This is a genomic window from Lysinibacillus sp. GJ-1, assembly GCF_021166035.1.
Classification (GTDB): Bacteria; Bacillota; Bacilli; order Bacillales_A; family Planococcaceae; genus Lysinibacillus; species Lysinibacillus sphaericus.
Genome location: NZ_CP088912.1, coordinates 657405 through 680182, shown reverse-complemented (window position 1 = coordinate 680182; position 22778 = coordinate 657405). Strand labels below are relative to the sequence as shown.

Sequence of the window (22778 nt, the reverse complement as noted above, 5' to 3'; positions counted from 1 at the left end):
CCAATCACCCTTCTGCTTTCAATTCAAATATTGTATCTCGTAGTTCAGCTGCTCGTTCGAAATCAAGCGCTTTAGCCGCTTCCTTCATCTCTACTTCAAGAGATGCCAACAATTTCTCTTTTTCTGCCTTCGTCAACTTCTTGCCTTTCGTTGCCTTTGTAACATAAGATTCCTCTTCCTCTGCCACTTGTGTCGCACGAATAACATCCGGAATCTTTTTGACAATTGTTTTCGGTGTAATGCCATGTTCCTCATTGTAGGCCATTTGAATTGAACGACGACGTTTCGTTTCCTCAATCGCCTTTTTCATCGAATCTGTCATATTATCTGCGTACATGATAACATGTCCATTTGCATTACGTGCCGCACGACCAATTGTTTGAATAAGCGAACGTTCCGAACGTAAAAAGCCTTCCTTATCCGCATCTAAAATCGCCACGAGCGATACTTCAGGAATATCTAAACCTTCACGCAATAAATTAATGCCGATTAGTACATCATATGTACCTTTACGAAGTTCACGAATAATTTCAATCCGCTCTAATGTCTTAATCTCTGAATGTAAGTATTCCACTTTTAAGCCCATTTCCTTCAAATAAGCAGATAAATCTTCCGACATTTTTTTCGTCAATGTTGTAACGAGGACACGTTCATTGCGCGCAATACGGTCATGAATCTCGTCAATTAAATCATCGATTTGCCCTTCAATCGGGCGCACGTCAATTAATGGATCAAGTAACCCTGTCGGACGAATAATTTGTTGCACCATTTCTGGCGTATGTTCAAGTTCATATGGACCAGGCGTTGCTGATACATAAATGGCTTGATGAATGTGTCGTTCAAACTCCTCGAAACGCAAAGGACGATTATCTAGTGCAGAAGGCAAACGGAATCCATGCTCCACTAGTACCCCTTTTCGTGCTTGGTCCCCGTTATACATACCCCGTACCTGTGGTAATGTCACGTGACTCTCATCGACAATAAGCAAAAAGTCTTCTGGGAAGTAATCGAGTAATGTGTATGGTGTTGCACCAGCTTCACGCAATGTTAAATGACGTGAGTAGTTTTCAATACCTGAACAAAAGCCCATTTCACGCATCATTTCTAAATCATAGCGCGTACGCTGCTCTAAACGCTGTGCTTCCAATAGCCTATCTTCTGCTCGCAATAACGCAAGACGTTGTTCTAATTCTTGTTCAATATTGTCAATCGCTTTCAGCATTTTTTCTTCGCGTGTAACGAAGTGGGAAGCTGGGAAAATTGCTACATGGTCGCGATCTGCCAATATTTCTCCTGTCAACGCATCGACTTCTCGAATGCGATCAATCTCATCTCCGAAAAATTCCACACGAACGCAATGTTCATCACGAGAGGCTGGGAAAATTTCGACAACGTCACCTCGCACACGGAACGTCCCGCGTGTAAAACTAATATCATTACGTTCATATTGCACGTCTACTAATTTCCGAAGCAATTGATTGCGTTCAATCTCCATACCTGTTCGAATCGATACAACCAATTCGCGATATTCTTCAGGAGAACCTAAACCATATATACAAGACACTGAAGCAATAATGATGACATCATCCCGTTCGAAAAGAGCCGATGTGGCTGAGTGACGCAGCTTGTCGATTTCATCATTAATACTTGAATCTTTTTCGATATACGTATCTGTTTGTGGAACATACGCTTCAGGCTGAAAGTAATCATAATAACTCACAAAGTATTCAACTGCATTATTTGGGAAGAACTCTTTGAACTCACTATATAATTGACCTGCTAGTGTTTTATTGTGGGCCATAATCAGCGTTGGTTTTTTTACTTGCTGAATAACATTAGAAATCGTAAATGTTTTGCCCGTTCCTGTTGCACCAAGCAAAGTTTGATGTCGTTTCCCTTCACGTACACCCTCCACTAATTCCGCTATCGCCTGTGGCTGATCCCCGTTAGGCTGATATGGCGCCTGTAAATCAAATGTTTGCACGCATGTTCCCGTCCTTTCCTTCCAATTTGTACATTTATTTTAGCATAGCAGTACTAAAATATCGAACATTTAACGAACGAATGTTTGTTATTTTTCTCAATTTCGGATTTCTCACTTTATTACAACGCATTTATTATTTGTCATTACTCGTCACTAATTCTAACGCTATCATTCATTTTTCTAGAAGCTAAATACTTTAGCTCCTTGTATCCATGATTAGATATATACCCATTCTTTAATCATACAATTCTATAAATTTACAAATGACAAAGACAATTATCCTTATTGCCCTATTAATGCAATAAGGCACTTTCTATTTCGTTGCAGACAAAAAAATCCGCTCCCCGTTAACGGAGAGCGGTCTTATCGTATTATTCACTTGCTATTTTGTGTAATGCCTCTAGTTCAGCCGCGTATAGATGAAAAGCCTTTTCATCTCGTTCATCGAGTGTTCTATCTATCAGAACCATTAGCTGTTCTTCACGATGCATACGCTGGATATGATTTAAAAATAAATCTAAATAAATCTCGTTCAATAATTTCTCTGCCTCATCAACTTTTTTCGACTGACCAACGGCTTTTAGAAAATCTGTGTACGAATAATATTTATCCAACGATCTCCACCTCGATCCTTTTCTAAATTATAAGAAAATTCAGACCAAATTGCAACGTTAAACAAATTAAAATCAACTATCATTTATTAGAATTATAGCGTATTTTTAAGCAAATTTCTAAAGAAATAGTATCAATTTCTAGACATTTTCGTTTTTTATCCATATTTTCAGTATTCGTCTTGGTCATTTACACTACAAATAAATATTCCCAAAAGGAGGCATTACATATATGTCCAAAAATTATGTAAATGGTTATTTAATGTCTTTCAATACTTACTTATTACAACCGATTCAACATGAATCGAAAATTTTCACAAGGGTCATCGACAAGCATAATGAGTTAATTGTGACACGCAAGCCTTTGCATGTTTTACGAAAGTCATGCATTTCATTGGGCACAACGTATGAAGCAGCAAAATTTTCTGCGAAACGTTTTTTTGGCAATCAACATAAACTGCCAATTGTTGTTGCTTATGATTATGGCTTTCCTTGCATTTTTTTGCCGACCTACTCGCCAAACTCTATACATAATATTTGGATTGGACTTCATGCCATTTCAAATATTTCACCAAGCAACGATGGTTGTATTATTACGTTGAAAAATGATATGAAAATCGAGCTTCCTATTAAATACGGCTCGATTAGTAAACAATTTGTCAATGCCTCTATGCTCTATAAACATTATATGGAAGAGCGCAAGCAACTTAGCCATGATGCCCCCTATCACCCTCCATTTTGAAGTGCCTGACACCTAGAATATTCAGAATTGTTTGAGTGCCTGACACCTTAAAAAACCTCAGAAGCTTATGCCTCTGAGGTTTTCATTCATTATCCGATTTTAGAACGTAAATAGGCATTGATGAATGGATCTATATCTCCGTCCATTACGGCTCCTACATTCCCTGTTTCTTCACTTGTACGATGATCTTTCACCATTGAGTATGGATGGAACACGTATGAACGAATTTGAGAGCCCCAGCCTATTTCCTTTTGCTCTCCACGAATTTCATCAAGTTGTGCTTGTTGCTTGTCAATTTCTAATTGGTATAACTTACCTTTTAACATCGTCATGGCTTTTTCACGGTTTTTAATTTGTGAACGCTCTGCTTGACATTGAACAACAGTACCTGTTGGAATATGTGTAATACGGACAGCTGAATCGGTTGTATTAATATGCTGACCACCTGCACCTGTTGCACGATACGTATCAATTTTTAAATCCTCGGTACGAATATCCACTTCAATATTGTCATCAAATTCAGGCATGACATCACATGATACGAATGATGTATGACGACGACCTGATGAATCAAACGGTGAAATACGTACTAAACGGTGTACGCCTTTTTCAGCCTGTAAGTAACCGTAAGCATTATGTCCTTTAATAGATAATGTTACCGATTTAATACCTGCTTCATCACCTGGAAGATAATCGACTGTTTCTACTTTAAAGCCACGTTTTTCAGCCCAACGCGTGTACATACGAAGCAACATCGAACCCCAGTCTTGAGACTCAGTACCACCAGCACCAGGATGCAGCTCTAAAATCGCATTGTTATGATCGTAAGGTCCACTTAATAATAATTGCAGTTCAAAATCATTCATTTTTTGTTGGAATTCCGCTAGCTCATTGCCTAGCTCCTCCTGCAATTCTTCATCAGGCTCTTCACGTAATAACTCCAGTGTCATATCTAAGTTTTCATGTGTATCGACTAATTCTTTATATTCATTAACAATGGCCTTCAAGCCATTCCCTTCATTAATGACTACTTGTGCTCCTTGTTGATCGTCCCAGAAACCAGGCTCTAACATCATTTCATCTAATTCCTGAATACGTGCCTCCTTGTTTTCTAAGTCAAAGAGACCCCCTAAAGTCCGCCAATTTAGTGGCTGTAGTGTCTAACACATTACGTACATCTGCTAATTCAATCATTGTTAAATCCTCCGAACATTTTTAATGGATATTATAAGTAAAATCCGTATCTTTTTATTATAGCGTTTTTGAGGCGGAAAACATACTATTTTCAATATCTCCATAGGTTGCGCTTAAAAAAGAGAAAGCCTGAACAAAAAATAGTAGTACAAACTAGCTTAGCTTGTGCTACTACTTTCTTGTGTAATTTCACTAATTTAATTTTCCAAGTAAACTTTTACGCGCTTCCGCATGAATCTTTTGATCACAATGTTCGCAAGTCAAACGTCTATTACGATTCACCTTATAAAGTTGATATTTCCTTGTTCCTTCTAAAAGCTTAAACGGTTTCTTACAACAAATACAAGTCGTTTCGTAATAAATCATCCATTTCCACCCTTTCGTATAAACAAGTATTATTCATTTGTATCCAAATGTAGCCCTTGAACTAAAATAGTCCACTAGAAAATTTCCTGCAATTGTTAATAGTTGTTAGCATTTGAAACAGCATGAAGAAAAATAAAGATGCAATCTTACTTCCGAGAGTTATCATGGGGTAATTATACGTGGTTAATATCTAGCTCTCATCTTGCTTTGGTTCATCCTCCAATTTAGAATGGATAGCCATTCGTTGAAAAACTTTGACTCGATCAAATTGTACAAGTAAATGCTTTGTACGCTTTTCAAGCTTATATTTTAATAAGAACGCCCTTTGAATACGGTATTCAAATGCTTTTGGGCTAACATCCACAATAATCTCTTGGCCGTTCATAAAGAGCACCTTTGTTTGCTTTTTATCAACTGCGATATAGTCGTCGATATGATGCACAGCAAACCAAATGCATTCAGGATGTAAGGGCGACTTACTAGGGAACCATAAAATATTAAAACGCTCATGGACAACAATAGGATTTTTATTCAGCTTACCTAATATCATCTTAGAGCCATCAAATGCCCCTCGTAGGCTAGATCCAAAATAACGAAGATTAAAATCCATTAATCTCGTAGGTGATAATTTAGAAATATATTGAAAGTCTCTTTCAATTACACGTGTACATAAATTTCCAAAGGCATCATACTCAGGCATATACAACATAGTTTCACTACTCATAATGTCTCCACAATTATAATGCAATGATTACTCCTCCTTAAATATCATGTCTATTATCTGAATTAAAAAGGAATGTACATGTATCTTGTTGTAACCTATGTACTTCCTCGAGCATACCCTCGAGAGTTTTGTCTACTGAAGATCTATTCACCTCCCTTTTAGTCAAAAAAGAAAGTTCACGTGGACTTAATGAAATCATTCAGTAATTTGCTATACTATTTACTTTCATTGTACTAAATACCTATTGTTACAATTATTGTATACCCTTAATTATCTATTGTCTATTAATTCTGACTTTTAACTCCATATTTTCTAGGAATAGATAAAAAAAGATCAACTCAACCTCCGTTGAATTGATCTTTTACTATTATTTATTGACCTGCACCATGACAGTTTTTAAATTTCTTCCCACTACCACATGGGCATAAATCATTTCGACCAATATTTTCTGCCTTACGTACAGGTTGTTTTTTCGGTGCTGGAGAACCGTCTTCTTTCGGATTCACAGCCTGACCTTTGGCAACCTCTTCACGTTCTAAGTTACTGCGAATTTCGGCTTTCATCGCATATTTCGCTACATCTTCACGAATGGAAGCGACCATATCCTCAAACATAGCAAAGCCTTCTTGTTGATATTCGCGTAATGGATCATTTTGACCATAAGCACGTAAGTGTATCCCTTGTCGTAATTGATCCATTGCGTCAATATGGTCAATCCACTTCGTATCAATCGAACGCAATAAGATAACTTTTTCAAACTCACGCATACGCTCTGGTGTAAGCTCTGCTTCTTTTTCATCATAGCGTTGATGCACAGCGTCAGAAATAAGTGCAATAATGTCTTCAGCAGATTTACCTTGGAAATCAGCTACTTTTAATGTACCCTCTTCTAATAGATTTGCGGACACATAATCCTCAATTGCTTTTAAGTTCCAATCGTTCTGCTGCTCTCCTTGTGTATAAAGGCCAACAACATTATCAATTGATTCCTGAATCATGGACTCTACAAGTACACGCATATTTTCTGTTTCTAAAACATCATAACGTTCTTTGTAAATAATCTCACGTTGCTGACGTAAAACATCATCATATTGTAGTAAACGTTTACGTGCATCGAAGTTATTCCCCTCAACACGTTTCTGCGCTGATTCTACAGCTCTTGATACTACTTTCGATTGTAATGGTTGAGAATCATCCATTCCTAATCGCATCATCATCGACTTCATATTGTCAGAACCAAAGCGACGCATTAAATCATCTTCCAACGACAGGTAGAATTGCGTAACCCCTGGATTCCCTTGACGTCCAGAACGACCACGTAGCTGATTATCGATACGACGTGATTCGTGACGCTCTGTACCGATGACTGCTAAACCACCAATTTCTAATACACCTTCACCAGGTTTAATATCAGTACCACGACCAGCCATATTCGTTGCAATCGTAACGGCACCTTTTAAACCAGCATTGGCGATAATTTCCGCTTCGCGTTCATGGTTTTTCGCATTCAATACGTTATGTGGAATTTTATGTTTATTAAGCAACTGCGAAATAATTTCCGATGTTTCAATCGCAACTGTACCGACAAGTACAGGTTGTCCTGCCTTATGACGTTCAGCAATGTCAGCCGCCACCGCTTTATATTTCCCTTCCATCGAAGCGAAAATTAAATCTGGACGGTCATCACGCGCGATAGGCTTATTCGTCGGAATCGCAATAACACTCATATTGTAAATATTACGGAACTCTTCTTCTTCTGTTTTCGCTGTACCTGTCATACCCGCAAGTTTCTGATACATACGGAAATAGTTTTGGAATGTAATTGTAGCCATTGTCATCGATTCATTTTGAATCTCAACGCCCTCTTTAGCTTCAATTGCTTGATGGAGTCCATCCGAATAGCGACGCCCTTTCATTAAACGTCCCGTAAAGCCGTCAACAATGACAATTTCGCCATCTTGGACTACATAGTCAACATCATTATGCATACTCACATGTGCCTTTAGTGATTGGTTAATAGCATGATTTAATCGTACATGTGTTAAATCAAATAAATTGTCGATACCAAATGCTTTTTCGGCTTTTTCTACACCAGCATCCGTTAACGTAACACCTTTTGTCGACTCTTCATATGTGTAATCTGTATCTGCACTTAACATGCGGACAAATGCATTCGACTGCTTGTACAATTGTGCTGATTTCCCAGCCTGACCCGAGATAATTAATGGCGTACGTGCTTCATCAATTAAAATCGAGTCAACCTCATCGATAACAGCATAGTGTAACGGACGTTGCACACGCTCTTCTTTATAAAGCACCATATTGTCACGTAAATAGTCAAACCCTAACTCATTGTTTGTACTATACGTAATATCCGCTTCATATGCAGCGCGCTTCTCTTCTTTTGACAAACTGTTTAAATTTAAACCTACAGTAAGGCCTAAGAAATTATACAGTTGGCCTATCTCAGCAGCGTCACGACTAGCCAAGTATTCATTGACTGTTACAACATGCACGCCTTTGCCAGTAATAGCATTTAAATAAACCGCCATCGTCGCAGTTAACGTTTTACCTTCACCGGTTTTCATCTCCGAAATATTACCTTCATCAAGTGAAGCAGCACCCATGATTTGCACGCGGAAAGGATACATGCCTAATACACGTTTGGACGCCTCACGACTCACCGCAAAAGCTTCAGCACGAATAGAATCTAATTTTTCGCCATCTGCATAACGCTTTTTAAATTCTTCTGTCTTCGCTTGTAGTTGGTCATCTGAAAGCTGTTCCATTTGAGAAGCGAACCCCTCAACTTGGTCAGCGATTTTTTCTAATTTTTTTAACTCACGTTTATTGAAATCAAATAATTTATTTAATAGGTTTGCCATGAATATTTTTCACTTCCTATACGAGTCTCAAATTTCATTTTACCATTGTGTAACAGTTTCATGCAAACAGTGTCCTTAAAGCGCTAACTAAAATGGGATAAAGTAAGTTTAATTCATTAACTTACATTAATTACCATTTGTAATAATTGTACTGCATATTCCATAAAAAACCTCTCGCTATAGTGAGGCTACAACAAGAGGTAAAAAAATATTTCTTTTTATTACTAACTCTTTAATAAAACAATCATATGAGCCATCGTTGAATAACCGCTCTCGTTAAGCATTTCGCGAACATTTTGTAAATAAGAAACGTTATGTTCAATTGTTTTCGCATAAGATTGGATTAGTTTAATAACCAACTCCGTAGTTAATCCTTTATGATGCCCTGCCATTCCAATTAAATGAAGCTTGATGATTGAAATATTTACCGATAACATAACAAAACTTTCAAATAAATTAGGCTGATCAAATGGGAATAAATTTTTAAATACATAATTTACAGCATAATTTTCAAGTATATATTCGTACTCTCTCATAAATGGAACATAATATTCGGCATAAAATCTTTTATACAATAAAACAGAGTCATTAATATCTGTTTCATCATTTAGCTGTAAGGAATTTATCATATCATTCACACAGTCCAAATAACGTTGGCTCGAAATGCCACCCATTAAACGGTAACTCACAAGTTCTTTTGCCATATTCATTTGAAATGATAGATTTTCTGGTAAATTTAATAATAATTCAATTTTCTCATCATCATTTAAAATATTTTTATATCGAGTCATTATAGGTTCTAATTGTAATGCCCAATCCATTATTGGTATTTCGCTTATTTTTTGAAAAAACATGCCAATCACTATTAATCGCACATCTAAAGATTGCTTACGATTTTGTAACATTTCGATTGTAAACATTCTTAGTTCCCAAAAATACTTTTTATCATTTGAATGGAGTCTTGCTTCAACTAATATATTTTTCTTTATTTGTTCTTCATCTATAATAAAATCAATGCCTGTCTCATTAAGTAAAATTAATCTTGCAGCCTCTGGACATGATGGTGTCAAACTTTTCTCGAGACGGTTATCCACTTCTTTTAGGGTTCTTGGATACACCGAACATGTATTGCATAAAAAATCTTCTCCAAGTTCCGCATGTATTTTGCACCAACCATCTTCAGTCAGCATAGTACATACATTATTTTCAGTCATTTTAATTTTTCCATAAGAGGAATCAGACGGATTTGAACGCTCTCTAGTTATGTATTTTTTTAATTCTTCTTTAATCCCTGGTTTACTAATATTACGATATTTTTGAAAGGTTGTTTTATCAACAGTAACTTTCCAACCTGCACAACAAGTGTCTTCACATGAAGCACCTATACATGAAAACTTCGTTAAATATTCCGGTATTAATATTTCTCTACTCATATATCTCACATCCTTATTTATAATTAATTTTATCTTAATAAAAAAACTCCCGCCAATGCGAGAGTTCTTTTTACTATTTTAATGTTTAAGTTGTTTCAATTAAGCCGTACTTGCCATCTTTACGTTTGTAAACAATGTTTGTACCATTTGATTCAGCATCAGTGAAAATATAGAAATCATGTCCTAACATATTCATCTGTAACACCGCTTCTTCTTGATCCATCGGTTTTAAATCAAATTGTTTTGTACGTACAATAGAATACTCGTCATCCTCTGTTACTGTATCAGCTACAGCTTGTGTTGTAGCAAAATAAAGTCCTGCACCTTCACGCTCACGGAATTTACGGTTTACTTTAGTTTTATGTTTGCGAATTTGTCGTTCTAATTTATCAACAATTAAATCAATTGCAGCATACATATCGTTATGACGTTCTTCTGCACGAAGTGTTAAGTTTTTCATTGGAATTGTAACTTCCACTTTTGTTTGTTTGTCATTGTAAACCTTTAAATTTACGTTAGCATTGGCGTTAACATCTTCGTTAAAATAACGTTCAACTTTTTCGATTTTATTTTCAACATACTCTCGAATAGCTGGAGTTACCTCAATATTTTCACCGCGAATGTTAAAGTTTAACATGTAAACTCCTCCTTTATAACTGCTATACTTTATATTTCTACACAAGTGTGTGAAATTCCTCTAAAATAATTCTTTTTTTCACAAGAAATTTTAAGAATTGATTTTTTTCATCTTGGCTTCTGCTGCCTCTTTTTTACGGCGGGCTTTTAGCTCATCAACAATCAAATCCTCAACAGCACCCTGATTATTGAAAAACACACCATATTGTTTCCCATTGCCATAAGGGCGGCTCCAAATAACCTCTCCATATACGCGAATTTCTCTTGTATCCAAAACAAAACGCAAATCAAGTGGTGCAGGACGTAAACCTAAATCGACCTCGGTAAACATCTTTAATCCCCTCGGACTAATATCTAACAAATCAGCGATTGCCGTTTGTGCATGATTCACTTTGCCATTTTCATATACCGCAAAAGTCATATTAACTGGCTCGTCAAATTTAAACCGGAAGCCTTCTTGACGTTTAAATTTCATTTTCCCCACCCCAATACTTTTCAAACATATCATTAGCTTGATTATGACATGAAAGAATGATTTTCATCTAGAGGGAATTAGTAACATATTTGACCATTTAATGACCTAATTTATAACTAGATGGACTATTTCCCTTGTCGAATTTTGTGTTATCGTAATTACACTATCTATTACAAAGAAAAGAGACCATCATCTAGCGATGGTCTCTAATTTTTTTATTAAACTTGTGCATTATTCCCATTACCGAATTGTTGCTGTCGATTAATGCGAATCACTTCTTTCCATGTATCACGGAATTCCGTCACAAATCCTTCAACTTCTTCAATGATACTAACATCATTTTTGATATTTGCTTCTACTAAACGGCGATTCATATATTCATAAAGAGCAAACATATTTTTCGACACTTCAATGTCCATATTAAGTGTTGCCATAAGCTCACTAATAATCGCTTGTGCTTTTATTAAATAAGTATTTTTGTCTTGAATATTCTTATCTTGAATCGCAAGTTTAGCTTTACTTAAAAATTTTAAACACCCATTATAAAGCATTAATGTAAGCTCACCAGGTGAAGCAGTTGTGACACTATTTTGCTTATACGCGTTTTGTGCTGTTAAATTTGCTGCCAAGAATGGACAACTCCTTTTAGATGTTACTTATTTACTATTTTAAACCATTCAACGAAGAAAAGCTAATGGTGAAATTAATTTTTCTTATCGTAATACATCCCGTCCATAACACGGACATTGCCATATGGATTGAAATATTGCGCTTCACTTTTTTTCGTTTTTTGAAGGTTTGCCATATCCTGCTTTACTGCACTCATTACAGCAGCCAACCGTTCTTTTATACCATTATCTAATTCAAGCAAAGTACGATGAACACGATCTTGTTCATCAAAATGAAAACCTTCTTGTTTTAAATCATTGATAATTATTCCACGCTTGTCCAACAGATTATTAATCTTATCTACATAGTCATCACGGTCTTCGCCATTAGGGATATCACCTAATAATTTATATAGATTCGCAGATGCCTGCAATAGTTGATTTGTAAGTTGCATAAACTTCTCCTACCTTGCCTAGTTAAAAACTTGATCATCCTTGCGCGAACAAGCTTGATTGAGAATTTGCTTTATTAATCGCTGTTTCCATTGCAGTGAATTGCTTCCAATAGCGAGACTCAATATCTTCTAATTTTCGCTTCCAAGTACTAATTCGACTTTCTGTATCTACCAAGTTTTTCCCGATAGCATATTGCGCGTCAGTCATCGTAGAGCGACCAGCTTTTTTCTCAATAGTAATTTCAAAAGATTTCATAGATTCACGTAATTTATCGATATAACCACGTGTATCGACCGTTTTACCATCTACTATATCTTCTTTTTTACCTTCACTATTTTTAAACAACTTTTCAACTGCATCTGGATCTTCTTCTAAAACTTTGCGCAATTTTATTTCGTCTATTTGCAATGTACCGCCATCATTATAGTTTTTAGATGTAGTTATTCCAATACTAAATAACGTATTATATTTAGAGTCGATAGCTGGATTAGATTGATACACTAGTGCACGCATATTAGATAGTCCTTCACGGATAAGCGTATCGCCTCGAAGTAAGCCACTCTTAGCTTTTTCTTCCCAAAGTTTAACTTCATTTTCGGACATACCTTCTTTTTGCTCGCTAGTTAATGGTTTATAATCACGATATTTTGTTTCTTTCGTTTGATCATTTAAATCTTTTATAAAGCCATTATAAGTAGTGACAAATTCTTTAATTTTAGTCATAATATCGTCAACATTTGTTGTTGAAGTCATTGTCACCGCTTGCGCTTTTGGTGCGGCATTGACCTTTGTGTCGTCTACACTACCATCAGGGTTTAAAATACCAGCTGCACTAGCATCTGCTTTTGCTGCAGTTTGTGTACTCGTAGCCTCATTTAAACGTGTAACAGCTGCTTTTTCATCAGCATCTGCAGTTAAGTACTCTTTACGTAAAATATTTTGTTCCGCAAGTGAATTAAATTCAATCTTTTTTTCTGGTGTTAAATTATTCCAAACTTCTTTTTGTTTCTCAGTTAAATCTTCAACTCTCTTAGAACCATCTTGCAAACCTTTAATTAAAGTATCGCCAAATTGACTATATTTTTGTTTTAAATCATCTGCTTGCGCTTTTTCAGAATATGTTTTTAACGTTGCAGAATCTGTTGCAATTAAATTAGTTAAATCATCTTTACTTAATGATTTTAATGCATCTTTTACTTCTTGTGTAAATTCCGTATTATCGTCTATATCTTTACGAATTTTATCAATTGAATCATTGCTGTTATACGAGAAGCGTTTTAGTGCATCAATAGCATTTTGATCAAAATCTTTTAATTTTGTACCATACTTTGCATAATCAGCTTGAGCTTTAAAATCTGCTAGTTGAGCTTTATTAGAATATAAAGCTTCCAGTGTTTTGTCATCAAATTTCTTTAACTTTGCTTTACTTTCATCACTTAAAGTACTTCCATCAATATTGTCTTTAATTCCTTGGACAGATGACTGATTTTTAATGAAATCAATTTCATCTGTTGATAAATTTCTCCATGTATCACTTCCAAGTTTATTGTATTGGACTTGTTGTGACAAAGATAATGTATTACCAAAAGCATTTTTATATGCTGTTTCATGATTAGCTGTGTAACTAATAATATCACTAGCACCATAAGCATTTTGCTTAGTTATAAGATTTGCTTGTTTAGTTGCTAAATTGTCAGTAGCATTTTTAAATTCTTCAACAGCGGCTTTATATTTATCTGAAATCGTTTGAAGACCATTGAATGTATCTTTTAACGTTACATTATAGCCTGAAATCAAAAACGTATTCGTTGTACGTTCTGTTGCTATGCCGTTCACAGTGAAAATAGCATTTTTCCCTTCTGTATTTTGAACTTTACTAGGGTCAGCAAATCCTAACTTATTGAAAATATCTACTCCACCTGTAACTTTGATTTCCTCATCGCCTTTAACATCACCAGTGTTTTTGGCAGTAAAGGAGAATCGGCCATTTTCAAATACAGCACTAATTCCTGCATTACTAGAATTCACTTTACTAATAAACTGATCCACTGTCATATCAGAAGTAATTTCAATTTTTGTTGCCTCACTTGCTAATTGACCGTTCTTTTGAATAGCTTTAAATTCAATAGTCCCTGTTGCCCCTAAATCAGCCATTTTCGTAGAACCTACAGCATTTACTTGCTCCCCTACTTTACGAGCTGCAGTAGCTAATTGTGAAACACCCTCAATTGAAAGTGTTCCCGCAGCACTCCCAGTTGCAGTTGCAGATACTAAATTAGAGTTTGAACTAGCTGCGTTTTTAGAAAGGAAGCTTTTTAATACTAAATTATCTGCAATATAAGTATCAAATGTTTTTAATTTTGTATTTATACTACGATATGCGTCACGCTGCCACTCATATGTTTGTTTCTTTTGATATAATTTGTTTAATGGTGCTTTTTCAGCATTCATTAATTTTTTTACAATTGAATCTATATCCATTCCTGATGCTAATCCACCGATTCGATTTACCATTTTAATTTCCTCCTAAATATGCTTATATTTTTTCGTCTACAATCATTCCTAATAACTTTTGCATCTCATAAAAAGCATCTAAAAGTTTTTTTGGGGGGATTTCCTTTACAACTTCTTCTGTTTTAGTATCAACAACTTGTACAAAGTAACGATCTAACCCGTCGTGTAAAACAAATTTAGAAGCATTATGATTGATTTGTAAAAATTCATTTACGGTGTCTACTGCATGTTGCAGCTTCTCTTTAGATATTTCTTGTACATCAGCAGTAGGTAGATCTTCACCCTGTGATTGCGTTACTAATTGAGCTTTACTAGTAGTCATCGTAGTTTCCTCTATAACGGTTTTCTTCGCAACTGTAGATGACGCTGCAGTTCCTACATCTGTAGATTGTCCTTGAGCTGCAATACGCATAATATGTAACCTCCTAAACTTTTCTTATTCTTATATTTAATATCGGAAGTTTTTAGGAATGTTTCACTTTTTTACTGTAAACTACTTTTAATGATACTTTTTCAATAAAAAAGGCCTTTAGTTCAAAATGTATATCTGAACTAAAGACTTCTAATATTTTCGACTAACATAAAATTAAAAATATAACATACTTGTGACTAATATAAATCTCATTTTTACCATAATTTCCAAAGATAGTACTCAAATTATTTTTTTAAAATAGTTTTATAATAAAAAGCACTTATAATGAAACCACTTCTTTTAATTTCTGCACAATATAATGAATGTCATCATCAGTTAAACCAGGATGTATAGGCAATGTTAACGCTTTTTCATACCATTCCTCCGCCACTGGACATAGTCCCCGCTCATAACCAAGGTTTTGATAATACGGATGCCAATAAACGGGTATATAATGCACGTGGACACCAATATTTGCTGCGCGCATAGCATCAAATACTTGTTTCCGATTTGCTTCATCTAATTGAATCATATACAAATGCCAGCCGGATTCAGTACCCTCTAATTGCTTAGGTATTGTAATTCCAGAAACTTTGTTAAAGGCTTCATTGTACTTTGCAACAATTTCTTGTCTCCGCTTAATAAAGTGATCAAGCTTTTTCATTTGTGAAACACCGAGTGCTGCCTGTAAATCTGTCATTCGATAATTATATCCTAATTCTGTCATTTCATAATACCAGTCACCTTGCTCTTTAGCATAAACTGTTGGCTCAATTCCATGGCTTCGGAACTTTAATAATTTTTTATAATAATTTTCGTTATTTGTAACTATTACGCCACCTTCTGCTGTTGTTACAGGCTTTACAGGGTGGAAACTAAACATTGTCATATCTGCCTGTGTTCCAATCTTAAGCCCTTTATAGCTGGCGCCAAAAGAGTGTGCACCATCTTCAATAACAACGAGTTTATGCTCCTTGGCAATTTCCATAATTGCATCTATATCGACAGGTTGGCCAGTAAAATCCACAGGAATAATTGCCTTTGTTTTTGATGTAATCTTTGAACGGATTTGTTCAGGATTTATATTATACGTACGTTCATCAATGTCTGCGAAAACGACTGTGCCTCCAACATAACGCACACTATTTGCACTTGCAGCAAAAGTAATAGGAGAAGTAATTACCTCATCCCCTTTTCCGATTCCAGCTGCGTAACAAGCACCATGTAAAGCTGCTGTTCCATTGCAAAATGCTACTGCATATTTTGATCCAACATAATCTGCCACATTTTGCTCAAACTGTGCAATTTTCGGTCCTTGAGTTAAGTAAGGCGAACGCAATGTTTCTATAACGGCTTGAATATCCTCTTCATCTATATTTTGACTGCCGTATGAGATAAATCGAGGTGAATTATTCATAGTAATAACTCCCAACTTAACGGTGTTCCTTTTTTTACGTCCTGCTTAATTGCTTTACCAATGACTAAATCATAGTACTTCGTTGGCAAACCAAGTCCTGGTCGAACGTTGCGAACATTTTGTTCAGTTAATATATCGCCGGCTTTTAAATCTTCACCAATATATAAAGAACGACGGAATTTTGCTGATTCCTTTTCCGCATTTGTTGGTCCATAGCTTACATTCCCTAAACTTTGCCATGCACGCTCTGTTTCTTCCACTAACATTTTTAATTCATGGGGTTCCATCGAAAAGGCAGAATCAACTCCACCTTCAGCACGAGATGTTGTAAAATGTTTTTCAATTACCGTGGCTCCAAGTGCCACTGCGGTAACCGATACACCAACCCCCATTGTATGATCTGATAAACCTATTTCTGTACTAAACATTTCTCTTAAATGCGGTATCGTTACTAAATTCGAATTGGCAGGTGTAGCAGGATATGTACTAGTGCACTTCAGTAAGATAATTTGGTCATTGCCTTCTTCACGAGCAGCACGAACCGCTTCATCTAGTTCAGCAGCTGTCGCCATACCTGTTGAAATAATCATTGGTTTTCCTGTTCGCGCTACTTTTCTAATTAATGGAATATCTACATTTTCAAATGAGGCAATTTTATAAGCTGGTACATTCAATGTTTCCAGAAAATCTACTGCTGTCTCATCAAATGGTGAGCTAAAAGCAAGGAGACCTAGTTCTTGTGCTTTTGCAAAAATCTCCTTATGCCATTCCCAAGGTGTATAAGCCTCTTTATATAAATTATATAAAGAATTACCTTTCCAAAGATTCCCTTCTTCTTGGATAAAAAACTCACCTGTATGAACATCTAATGTAATTGTATCTGGTGTATATGTTTGTAATTTTAGTGCGTCTACACCTGCTTCTGCAGCTAGCTCCACTAAATGTAATGCTCTTTCTAATGATTGATTGTGGTTTCCCGACATCTCAGCAATAATAAATGGTTTTGTATGACGACCTATTTCTCTGTTTGCTATTTTAATCATTTTATCAACTCCAATATTTTATAAACCCACGCATTTGGTTGCTCATTTTGAGTTAGAGTAAGCCCTCGTTCACTTAAGTCTTTAAGCTTTACATTTTTTAGTAACTGTTTGTAGGTTTCAGATGTTACATCACTGTACCACCCCAGATTAATTACTAATCCAAGTTCAGCAACATATTCTGTCCCTTCCCTTTGATTACTAGCTACAATTGTACTCGATGAGGGCAACCCAACATAACAACGTTCCCACGTTGTACTTCCACCAGCACCTATAGCAAAATCTGCTTGTTGCATTAACTTTGACATATAATTAATTTGACAATGATAGGAATACCCTCGCTCTACACAAACCTCGCGAATTTGTTCCTTAAAAACATTACCATTTCCGACTACTACATCAACATGTTTAAACTGAAAATCCTCAAGTGCTTCCAATATTTTCATTGTCTCATTCGTTGGATCCGAACCGCCCATAAAAACGAGTAAGTTTTCGATTTTCTCATGCCTCTTGCGTAATAGTCGTCTTGCTTCAATAAATTCATCACGGATAATTAAATATTTTGGGCCAAATTTCAATAGTTTTACACATGTTTTTGACACTAAACCATCATAACGCGATTCAAAATTTGGCAATGCATTTTGATCTAAAAGTAATTCACAATCATGCTTACGGTTCGCTAAATCATCAATTACTGCAATTTTTTCCGTGTATAAACGTATTTTGGACTCCCATTCTTTATCAATCCCATAATGATCAATGATATAAAGGTCTGCTTGCTCAGCTTTAAAAATATTTCTAAATCCTTCACTGATTACGTAATCAATTAGATTGCCAGGTAAATCTTGCATCCAAAATATTACTTCACATCCATTTAAACGTAAATTTTTTGCAACTGTTAAACAACGCATGACATGACCACTACCGATTTCAATTGATGCATCTGTACGAATAATGATTCTCATTAAATCACCGGCTTTTGCTCGATATGAGCATTTAGTTTTGCAACATCAGGATTATCTTTTAAAAATTGAATGACATCAGCACTTGAAACTAAAGGGTTGTCGAAATGCTTCGCTACCTCATAAATGAGTTTATAGTCTTCTTCTGTGTCTAGCGTAATTCGAAGTTCTGGCGCAATTCGATTTGCTGGTGCTTTATATGTAACTGATTCAAACTCTTCAGTAAATTCGTAGGCATAATAAGTAACATGCTCACGATGTCGAGATTCTAGTCCTACTTTATGAATATATAAAAGCGCTTTATATGAAATAAGTTCTACCGCTAATCCACGGGGTAATTGCCCGTCAATTAAAACAATATCTTTACGTTCTTTTTGAATTAACTCTACAATTTCACTGGTCATTTCATAGTCAACGAATGGGCAATCAGACGTTACACGCATCACATAATCAGGGTTGTATTGTTTTGCACATTGAACATAGCGATCTAGTACATCTTCCTCGGAACCTCTGAAATATGCAATTTGATTCTTCTCACACCAGTTTGCAATTGCATCATCTTGTGTTAATGTACTTGTCGCAACAATAACCTCGCTAACACCTTTAATGGCACGACAGCGCTCGATATCGTACTTTAAAACATCTACATCTCCAAGTGGTTTTAAAATTTTCCCTGGTAAACGAGAGGAGCCCATTCTTGCTTGGATAATTACAATTGTTTTCATAGTTAAACTCTCCATTTATAAAATTATTACTTCCCTCGTAAACGATGTTAAGAAACTTTGTCCATCCCAAACACCATCAAAATTTAGCGCTTGCCCAATTGGTACAATCCGATCTATCCCCCTAGTTGAAATTGAATCTACTAAGTCCACTAGCTCAGACTTCTCAAAACCAAAATATGCGATTGTTTGATCTTTATCAATTATAGTTTGTTCTAAGTCTATTAAGTTTTCAACTTCATACTCAAAAAACAAGCCACCACCGCAATGTTGTTCACGTACATTTTCTGGTACGCCATTTAGCTTTATTCGTGATAAATAAGTTATAGGTGCTACTTTTTCTACATAACTTTCAGCAGCTAATTGTAAACTAGTTGAATATTTTAATACTTGAGTTGCTGCAAGTAGCTCATGTTGCTTCATCTGGATTTTGCGTTCAAATGCCTTCCAGAAAAATTCTATTTTCTCACCTATCCAAACGACAAGTCTTGGTGATGAACATGCCATTTGGTCAAACCAAAACACATCGTTATAAAATTGCTCAAGTAATGCATCAAGCTCCTTATTCTCTAACAGCTCAACTTTTTTGGAATTTAATATGGCCAATGAGAATCTGTCTGGAAATGTTAATTCATTTGCTAACGGTGCAAGTGGAATGTTACGTATAGCTTTGACCGTGTCATCGCCGCCCCAAATTACACGTGTATGACATACTTGACTAAACACTTCCGTGGCATTTTCGTCATGTCCATATGTACATATTATGATTTGCTTTGCTACCGATGTAAAATTCGGTAACTCTTCTAAGATGACTTGTAATAACTCATTTATTTCCGTTTTACTAGAGATTCGAACGATGTTTCGATTCCCTGCTAGAAGTGACAGCATCCATGAATAAACGAAAATAGTATCAACATTTGAAGGTGCGATGTGAAAAGCTGTGCCACGCCCTCGAACTACTTTTCCCTCAGTAGCCTTTTCAAACTCTGCTTGCATTTTCTTAATATTTGATTTCCGGAGCCAGTAACCTAATGCTACAACTTCGGGCATAGAACGCATCCGCACAAAACGCTTCGACAAACTTTGTGTAAAAGCAATGATTTCTTCAGCAAAAGGTTTACTCAGTTTTTGACTATTCAAGTTACATAGTGCATCATCAAAATTCACATTTTTTGGCCAAAATATTTTCACAAACGCACACCTCCTTGAAAAGTATCGCTACAACCGCGTAATTCTGCCTTCGGAATACGCCCAACTACACTAAAATATTTCCCTTTCCATCCGCATGGACAATCATCAATACCATGAATTGTGCCTAGATCCTCTGTCAATAGAGAATGACCTGGATAGCTTTTCGGTAATTCACTCACTACCTGAATTAACCCTTGTTGTCCCACAGGTAAAACATCAAACGTAAGTGGATGACGAATAATCACATCCGCATAGCTCGGAGCATGTAAATGTCCTTCACTACACTCCACAAAAATTGAGCCGACCTGTTCAACCATGCCATAATAGTTATGTACTTCTTGAATGCCAAGTTGCTCACTAAGAAGATGGTTAAAAGTTAAAGCATCAACTGCCTCGTCCTTAAGCTTTTTCCATCCACCGCCGTGAATCAGTACACTATTATTAAAATTAATATTTAATCCTTTATCTCTTATCTCTTTATAAACGTACTGCCAAATCATAAAAGTAAAACCAAACAGTAATATACGCTGCCCTTCGTATTCTTTTAAATACGCTTGTAAACCTTCAACATCCAATGTCATATCATCATTTAAAGCATAAAAGTGTTTGCGACCAAAATTCGAGAATCCTAAAATTCCCACTCCACGTGCACTAAATGATTTACGATCCTTTAGCACAGATTTCGTATCTAACAGAATCATCGGCAAACGTTTATTACCTAAAATGGGTTTCATCACTTCAACAAGTGCTTTTGTTTGAACAATCGATGTTTCTTTATCGAGATAAATTTTAGATACTTGCTGTCCTGTTGTCCCACTGGACGTTAACACCTTTACAATGTTCTCTTGAGGAACCGATTTTAAATTCATTAGTTTAAATAACTGCACAGGTAAAAAAGGCACTTCTTTTAAACAGTTTGCTTCCAGTAATGCGTTGCTTTTTTCTAGCATGGATTTATATTCATGGCAGTTTTCTGTGTGCCATTTAGTTAGTTCATTTAATTTAACTACAAGCTCACTTTCTTTCTCGGCTTGTACTAAATGATAAGGGACCGTCATAAACAGCTCTCCTTTAATTTCATATAATCGGTTTTGCCACTTACAAAACGCGGTATTTCATCAATCACCTTGACTTTAAATGCAGTTTTATGAAGCTTATATAAACGTTCAAGCGCTTCTTTTACTTGCTCAACGAAATCAGCTTGTTCAATTGCTACAATTAATTTATCGTCAGAACCAGTACAAGCTAAAGATATTTGTAGTTCTTCTTCAAGTTTCTTTTCTACATCATCTAAATTAATGCGCAAACCAAATAACTTAATAAAGCGCTTAATACGACCTGTAATTGTAAAGTATCCATCTTCATCAACGATTGCTGTATCGCCTGTATAAAGTACCCCATTAAGTTCATAGCCTTTTGCTAAGTCTGCTAAATTCTCAGCGTATCCCATCATGACATTAGCACCTCTATAAATTAACTCCTCTGTTTCTGCATCTATAGAAAGTTTACCACCAGGAATAGCAATTCCAATTGTGCTAGACTTCTCTAATACTTTTTCATAAGGTATATAAGAAATACGCGGTGCAGCTTCAGTTTGACCATACATTATGTAAAATCTCTTATTTTGTTCTTTTGCATACTCTGCAAAATGCTTTACAAGCTTTTCATTTAATCGTCCACCAGCTTGTGTCATTGTCTTTAAATAAGGTAACTCCATTTTTGTAAAGCCGATACGCTGTAACATTTGATATGTAAATGGAACACCTGCAATTGAAGTTGCTTTATATTTTTTTATAAATTCCCAAAACGACTTCTCCATTACACTTTCATCAGTCAATAAAATTGAAGCACCTGCTAAAAGGTGGCTATTCACTATCGACATGCCATAGGAATAGGAAAGTGGTAAATTCATAATCGCTCGTTCATTTTCTTTAATTTGTAGGTATTCTATAATAGATTCAGCATTTACTCTAATATTATTATAGGAAAGACGGACAAACTTTTGACTACCAGTAGTACCTGAAGTACTTAATAAAATTGCAAGATCTGGATGGACATTCTTTACTATTTCTTTTGTTCTTGTTAGTAGATTTCCGTTTTTTTCATATCCTTTATAACTCTCTAATCCAGTTATCCATTTTGGCTGATACGTTTCTATAATATTTTCTAATAATTCACGATTAATCCCTTCAGCAATCAGCATGACAGCATGCTCACTATTCATAGCTGAAATATAAGTAGCTAAAATGTCAATTGTATTTTGGCATAGTATCAAGATTAACTCTTTACTTGAACTATGAAATTCAATTTTAGGAATTTCACTAAAAGCGTATATTTGTTCATTTGTAATAATCGCCACATCATTACTTTTTAAATTAAAAAGGTTCATAAACTCGCTCCTTCTTT

Annotated in this window: 20 protein-coding genes; 1 reads left to right on the top strand and 19 read right to left on the bottom strand. The window is 35.6% G+C overall.

Annotated features, from left to right (window positions below):
* Nucleotides 1–4: 4 nt before the first annotated feature.
* Entirely contained in the window at nucleotides 5–1984 is a 1980-nt protein-coding gene (uvrB, locus tag LO754_RS03070; RefSeq protein WP_231785592.1) for an excinuclease ABC subunit UvrB, read from the bottom strand.
* Nucleotides 1985–2355: 371 nt separating this feature from the next.
* Nucleotides 2356–2598, bottom strand: coding sequence for an IDEAL domain-containing protein (locus tag LO754_RS03065; protein ID WP_024362495.1), 243 nt, complete (start codon nucleotides 2596–2598; stop codon nucleotides 2356–2358).
* Between the two features lie 229 nt (nucleotides 2599–2827).
* Here LO754_RS03065 and LO754_RS03060 point away from each other — a divergent pair, with 229 nt between their 5' ends.
* Complete coding sequence (locus tag LO754_RS03060; RefSeq protein WP_231785591.1) at nucleotides 2828–3337, top strand: competence protein ComK; 510 nt, start codon at nucleotides 2828–2830, stop codon at nucleotides 3335–3337.
* An 89-nt stretch (nucleotides 3338–3426) separates the two neighbouring features.
* On the opposite strand, the gene prfB is transcribed toward LO754_RS03060, so the two are convergent.
* From prfB to LO754_RS02975, 17 genes are all read right to left on the bottom strand, one after another.
* Nucleotides 3427–4531, bottom strand: a protein-coding gene (prfB, locus tag LO754_RS03055) for a peptide chain release factor 2 (protein WP_370510640.1) whose coding sequence is annotated in 2 segments (ribosomal slippage) — nucleotides 3427–4455 and nucleotides 4457–4531 — 1104 coding nt in all. Because the reading frame shifts where the segments join, the coding sequence is not laid out codon by codon here.
* Nucleotides 4532–5087: 556 nt separating this feature from the next.
* On the bottom strand, nucleotides 5088–5645 hold the full coding sequence (locus LO754_RS03050) for a competence protein ComK (RefSeq protein ID WP_024362492.1): 558 nt from the start codon (nucleotides 5643–5645) through the stop codon (nucleotides 5088–5090).
* A 347-nt stretch (nucleotides 5646–5992) separates the two neighbouring features.
* Complete coding sequence (gene secA / locus LO754_RS03045; RefSeq protein ID WP_231785590.1) at nucleotides 5993–8506, bottom strand: preprotein translocase subunit SecA; 2514 nt, start codon at nucleotides 8504–8506, stop codon at nucleotides 5993–5995.
* A gap of 224 nt (nucleotides 8507–8730) precedes the next feature.
* Nucleotides 8731–9939, bottom strand: coding sequence for a flagellin lysine-N-methylase (gene fliB / locus LO754_RS03040; RefSeq protein WP_231785589.1), 1209 nt, complete (start codon nucleotides 9937–9939; stop codon nucleotides 8731–8733).
* 85 nt (nucleotides 9940–10024) lie between these two features.
* Entirely contained in the window at nucleotides 10025–10576 is a 552-nt protein-coding gene (gene hpf, locus LO754_RS03035; protein ID WP_025218652.1) for a ribosome hibernation-promoting factor, HPF/YfiA family, read from the bottom strand.
* A 90-nt stretch (nucleotides 10577–10666) separates the two neighbouring features.
* A complete protein-coding gene (locus LO754_RS03030) occupies nucleotides 10667–11050 on the bottom strand; it encodes a PilZ domain-containing protein (RefSeq protein ID WP_024362489.1) in 384 nt (127 codons plus the stop codon).
* A 218-nt stretch (nucleotides 11051–11268) separates the two neighbouring features.
* Complete coding sequence (gene fliS / locus LO754_RS03025) at nucleotides 11269–11679, bottom strand: flagellar export chaperone FliS (RefSeq protein WP_231785588.1); 411 nt, start codon at nucleotides 11677–11679, stop codon at nucleotides 11269–11271.
* A gap of 74 nt (nucleotides 11680–11753) precedes the next feature.
* Nucleotides 11754–12113, bottom strand: a complete 360-nt coding sequence (fliT, locus tag LO754_RS03020; protein WP_231785587.1) for a flagellar protein FliT — start codon at nucleotides 12111–12113, stop codon at nucleotides 11754–11756.
* A 34-nt stretch (nucleotides 12114–12147) separates the two neighbouring features.
* Nucleotides 12148–14628 carry a flagellar filament capping protein FliD gene (fliD, locus tag LO754_RS03015; RefSeq protein ID WP_231785586.1) on the bottom strand — a complete coding sequence of 827 codons (2481 nt, stop codon included), beginning with the start codon at nucleotides 14626–14628 and terminating at the stop codon, nucleotides 12148–12150.
* A gap of 22 nt (nucleotides 14629–14650) precedes the next feature.
* Nucleotides 14651–15040: a flagellar protein FlaG gene (locus LO754_RS03010; RefSeq protein WP_231785585.1), complete on the bottom strand. Its 390-nt coding sequence runs from the start codon at nucleotides 15038–15040 to the stop codon at nucleotides 14651–14653.
* Between the two features lie 280 nt (nucleotides 15041–15320).
* A complete protein-coding gene (gene pseC / locus LO754_RS03005) occupies nucleotides 15321–16457 on the bottom strand; it encodes a UDP-4-amino-4,6-dideoxy-N-acetyl-beta-L-altrosamine transaminase (RefSeq protein ID WP_231785584.1) in 1137 nt (378 codons plus the stop codon).
* The gene (pseI, locus tag LO754_RS03000; RefSeq protein WP_231785583.1) at nucleotides 16454–17500 is read right to left on the bottom strand and encodes a pseudaminic acid synthase; all 1047 of its coding nucleotides are present in this window, start codon (nucleotides 17498–17500) and stop codon (nucleotides 16454–16456) included. Before pseI ends, pseC begins: the two co-directional genes overlap by 4 nt.
* Nucleotides 17497–18462, bottom strand: coding sequence for a UDP-2,4-diacetamido-2,4,6-trideoxy-beta-L-altropyranose hydrolase (pseG, locus tag LO754_RS02995; protein WP_231785582.1), 966 nt, complete (start codon nucleotides 18460–18462; stop codon nucleotides 17497–17499). Before pseG ends, pseI begins: the two co-directional genes overlap by 4 nt.
* Entirely contained in the window at nucleotides 18462–19184 is a 723-nt protein-coding gene (locus LO754_RS02990) for a glycosyltransferase family protein (protein WP_231785581.1), read from the bottom strand. Before LO754_RS02990 ends, pseG begins: the two co-directional genes overlap by 1 nt.
* A 15-nt stretch (nucleotides 19185–19199) precedes the next feature.
* Nucleotides 19200–20372 (bottom strand): acyl-CoA reductase, encoded by a 1173-nt coding sequence (locus LO754_RS02985; RefSeq protein ID WP_231785580.1) that lies wholly within the window; start codon nucleotides 20370–20372, stop codon nucleotides 19200–19202.
* Nucleotides 20369–21430 carry a LuxE/PaaK family acyltransferase gene (locus LO754_RS02980; protein WP_231785579.1) on the bottom strand — a complete coding sequence of 354 codons (1062 nt, stop codon included), beginning with the start codon at nucleotides 21428–21430 and terminating at the stop codon, nucleotides 20369–20371. The genes LO754_RS02985 and LO754_RS02980 overlap by 4 nt, the downstream gene beginning before the upstream one ends.
* Nucleotides 21427–22761, bottom strand: a complete 1335-nt coding sequence (locus LO754_RS02975) for an AMP-binding protein (protein ID WP_231785578.1) — start codon at nucleotides 22759–22761, stop codon at nucleotides 21427–21429. The genes LO754_RS02980 and LO754_RS02975 overlap by 4 nt, the downstream gene beginning before the upstream one ends.
* Nucleotides 22762–22778: the final 17 nt, after the last annotated feature.

Coding starts and splice junctions, on each gene's coding strand:
- LO754_RS03060 (WP_231785591.1), top strand. CDS start 2,828: ATGTCCAAAAATTATGTAAATGGTTATTTAATGTCTTTCAATACTTAC.
- secA (WP_231785590.1), bottom strand. CDS start 8,506: ATGGCAAACCTATTAAATAAATTATTTGATTTCAATAAACGTGAGTTA.
- fliB (WP_231785589.1), bottom strand. CDS start 9,939: ATGAGTAGAGAAATATTAATACCGGAATATTTAACGAAGTTTTCATGT.
- hpf (WP_025218652.1), bottom strand. CDS start 10,576: ATGTTAAACTTTAACATTCGCGGTGAAAATATTGAGGTAACTCCAGCT.
- LO754_RS03030 (WP_024362489.1), bottom strand. CDS start 11,050: ATGAAATTTAAACGTCAAGAAGGCTTCCGGTTTAAATTTGACGAGCCA.
- fliT (WP_231785587.1), bottom strand. CDS start 12,113: ATGCAACTTACAAATCAACTATTGCAGGCATCTGCGAATCTATATAAA.
- fliD (WP_231785586.1), bottom strand. CDS start 14,628: ATGGTAAATCGAATCGGTGGATTAGCATCAGGAATGGATATAGATTCA.
- LO754_RS03010 (WP_231785585.1), bottom strand. CDS start 15,040: ATGCGTATTGCAGCTCAAGGACAATCTACAGATGTAGGAACTGCAGCG.
- pseC (WP_231785584.1), bottom strand. CDS start 16,457: ATGAATAATTCACCTCGATTTATCTCATACGGCAGTCAAAATATAGAT.
- pseI (WP_231785583.1), bottom strand. CDS start 17,500: ATGATTAAAATAGCAAACAGAGAAATAGGTCGTCATACAAAACCATTT.
- pseG (WP_231785582.1), bottom strand. CDS start 18,462: ATGAGAATCATTATTCGTACAGATGCATCAATTGAAATCGGTAGTGGT.
- LO754_RS02990 (WP_231785581.1), bottom strand. CDS start 19,184: ATGAAAACAATTGTAATTATCCAAGCAAGAATGGGCTCCTCTCGTTTA.
- LO754_RS02980 (WP_231785579.1), bottom strand. CDS start 21,430: ATGACGGTCCCTTATCATTTAGTACAAGCCGAGAAAGAAAGTGAGCTT.
- LO754_RS02975 (WP_231785578.1), bottom strand. CDS start 22,761: ATGAACCTTTTTAATTTAAAAAGTAATGATGTGGCGATTATTACAAAT.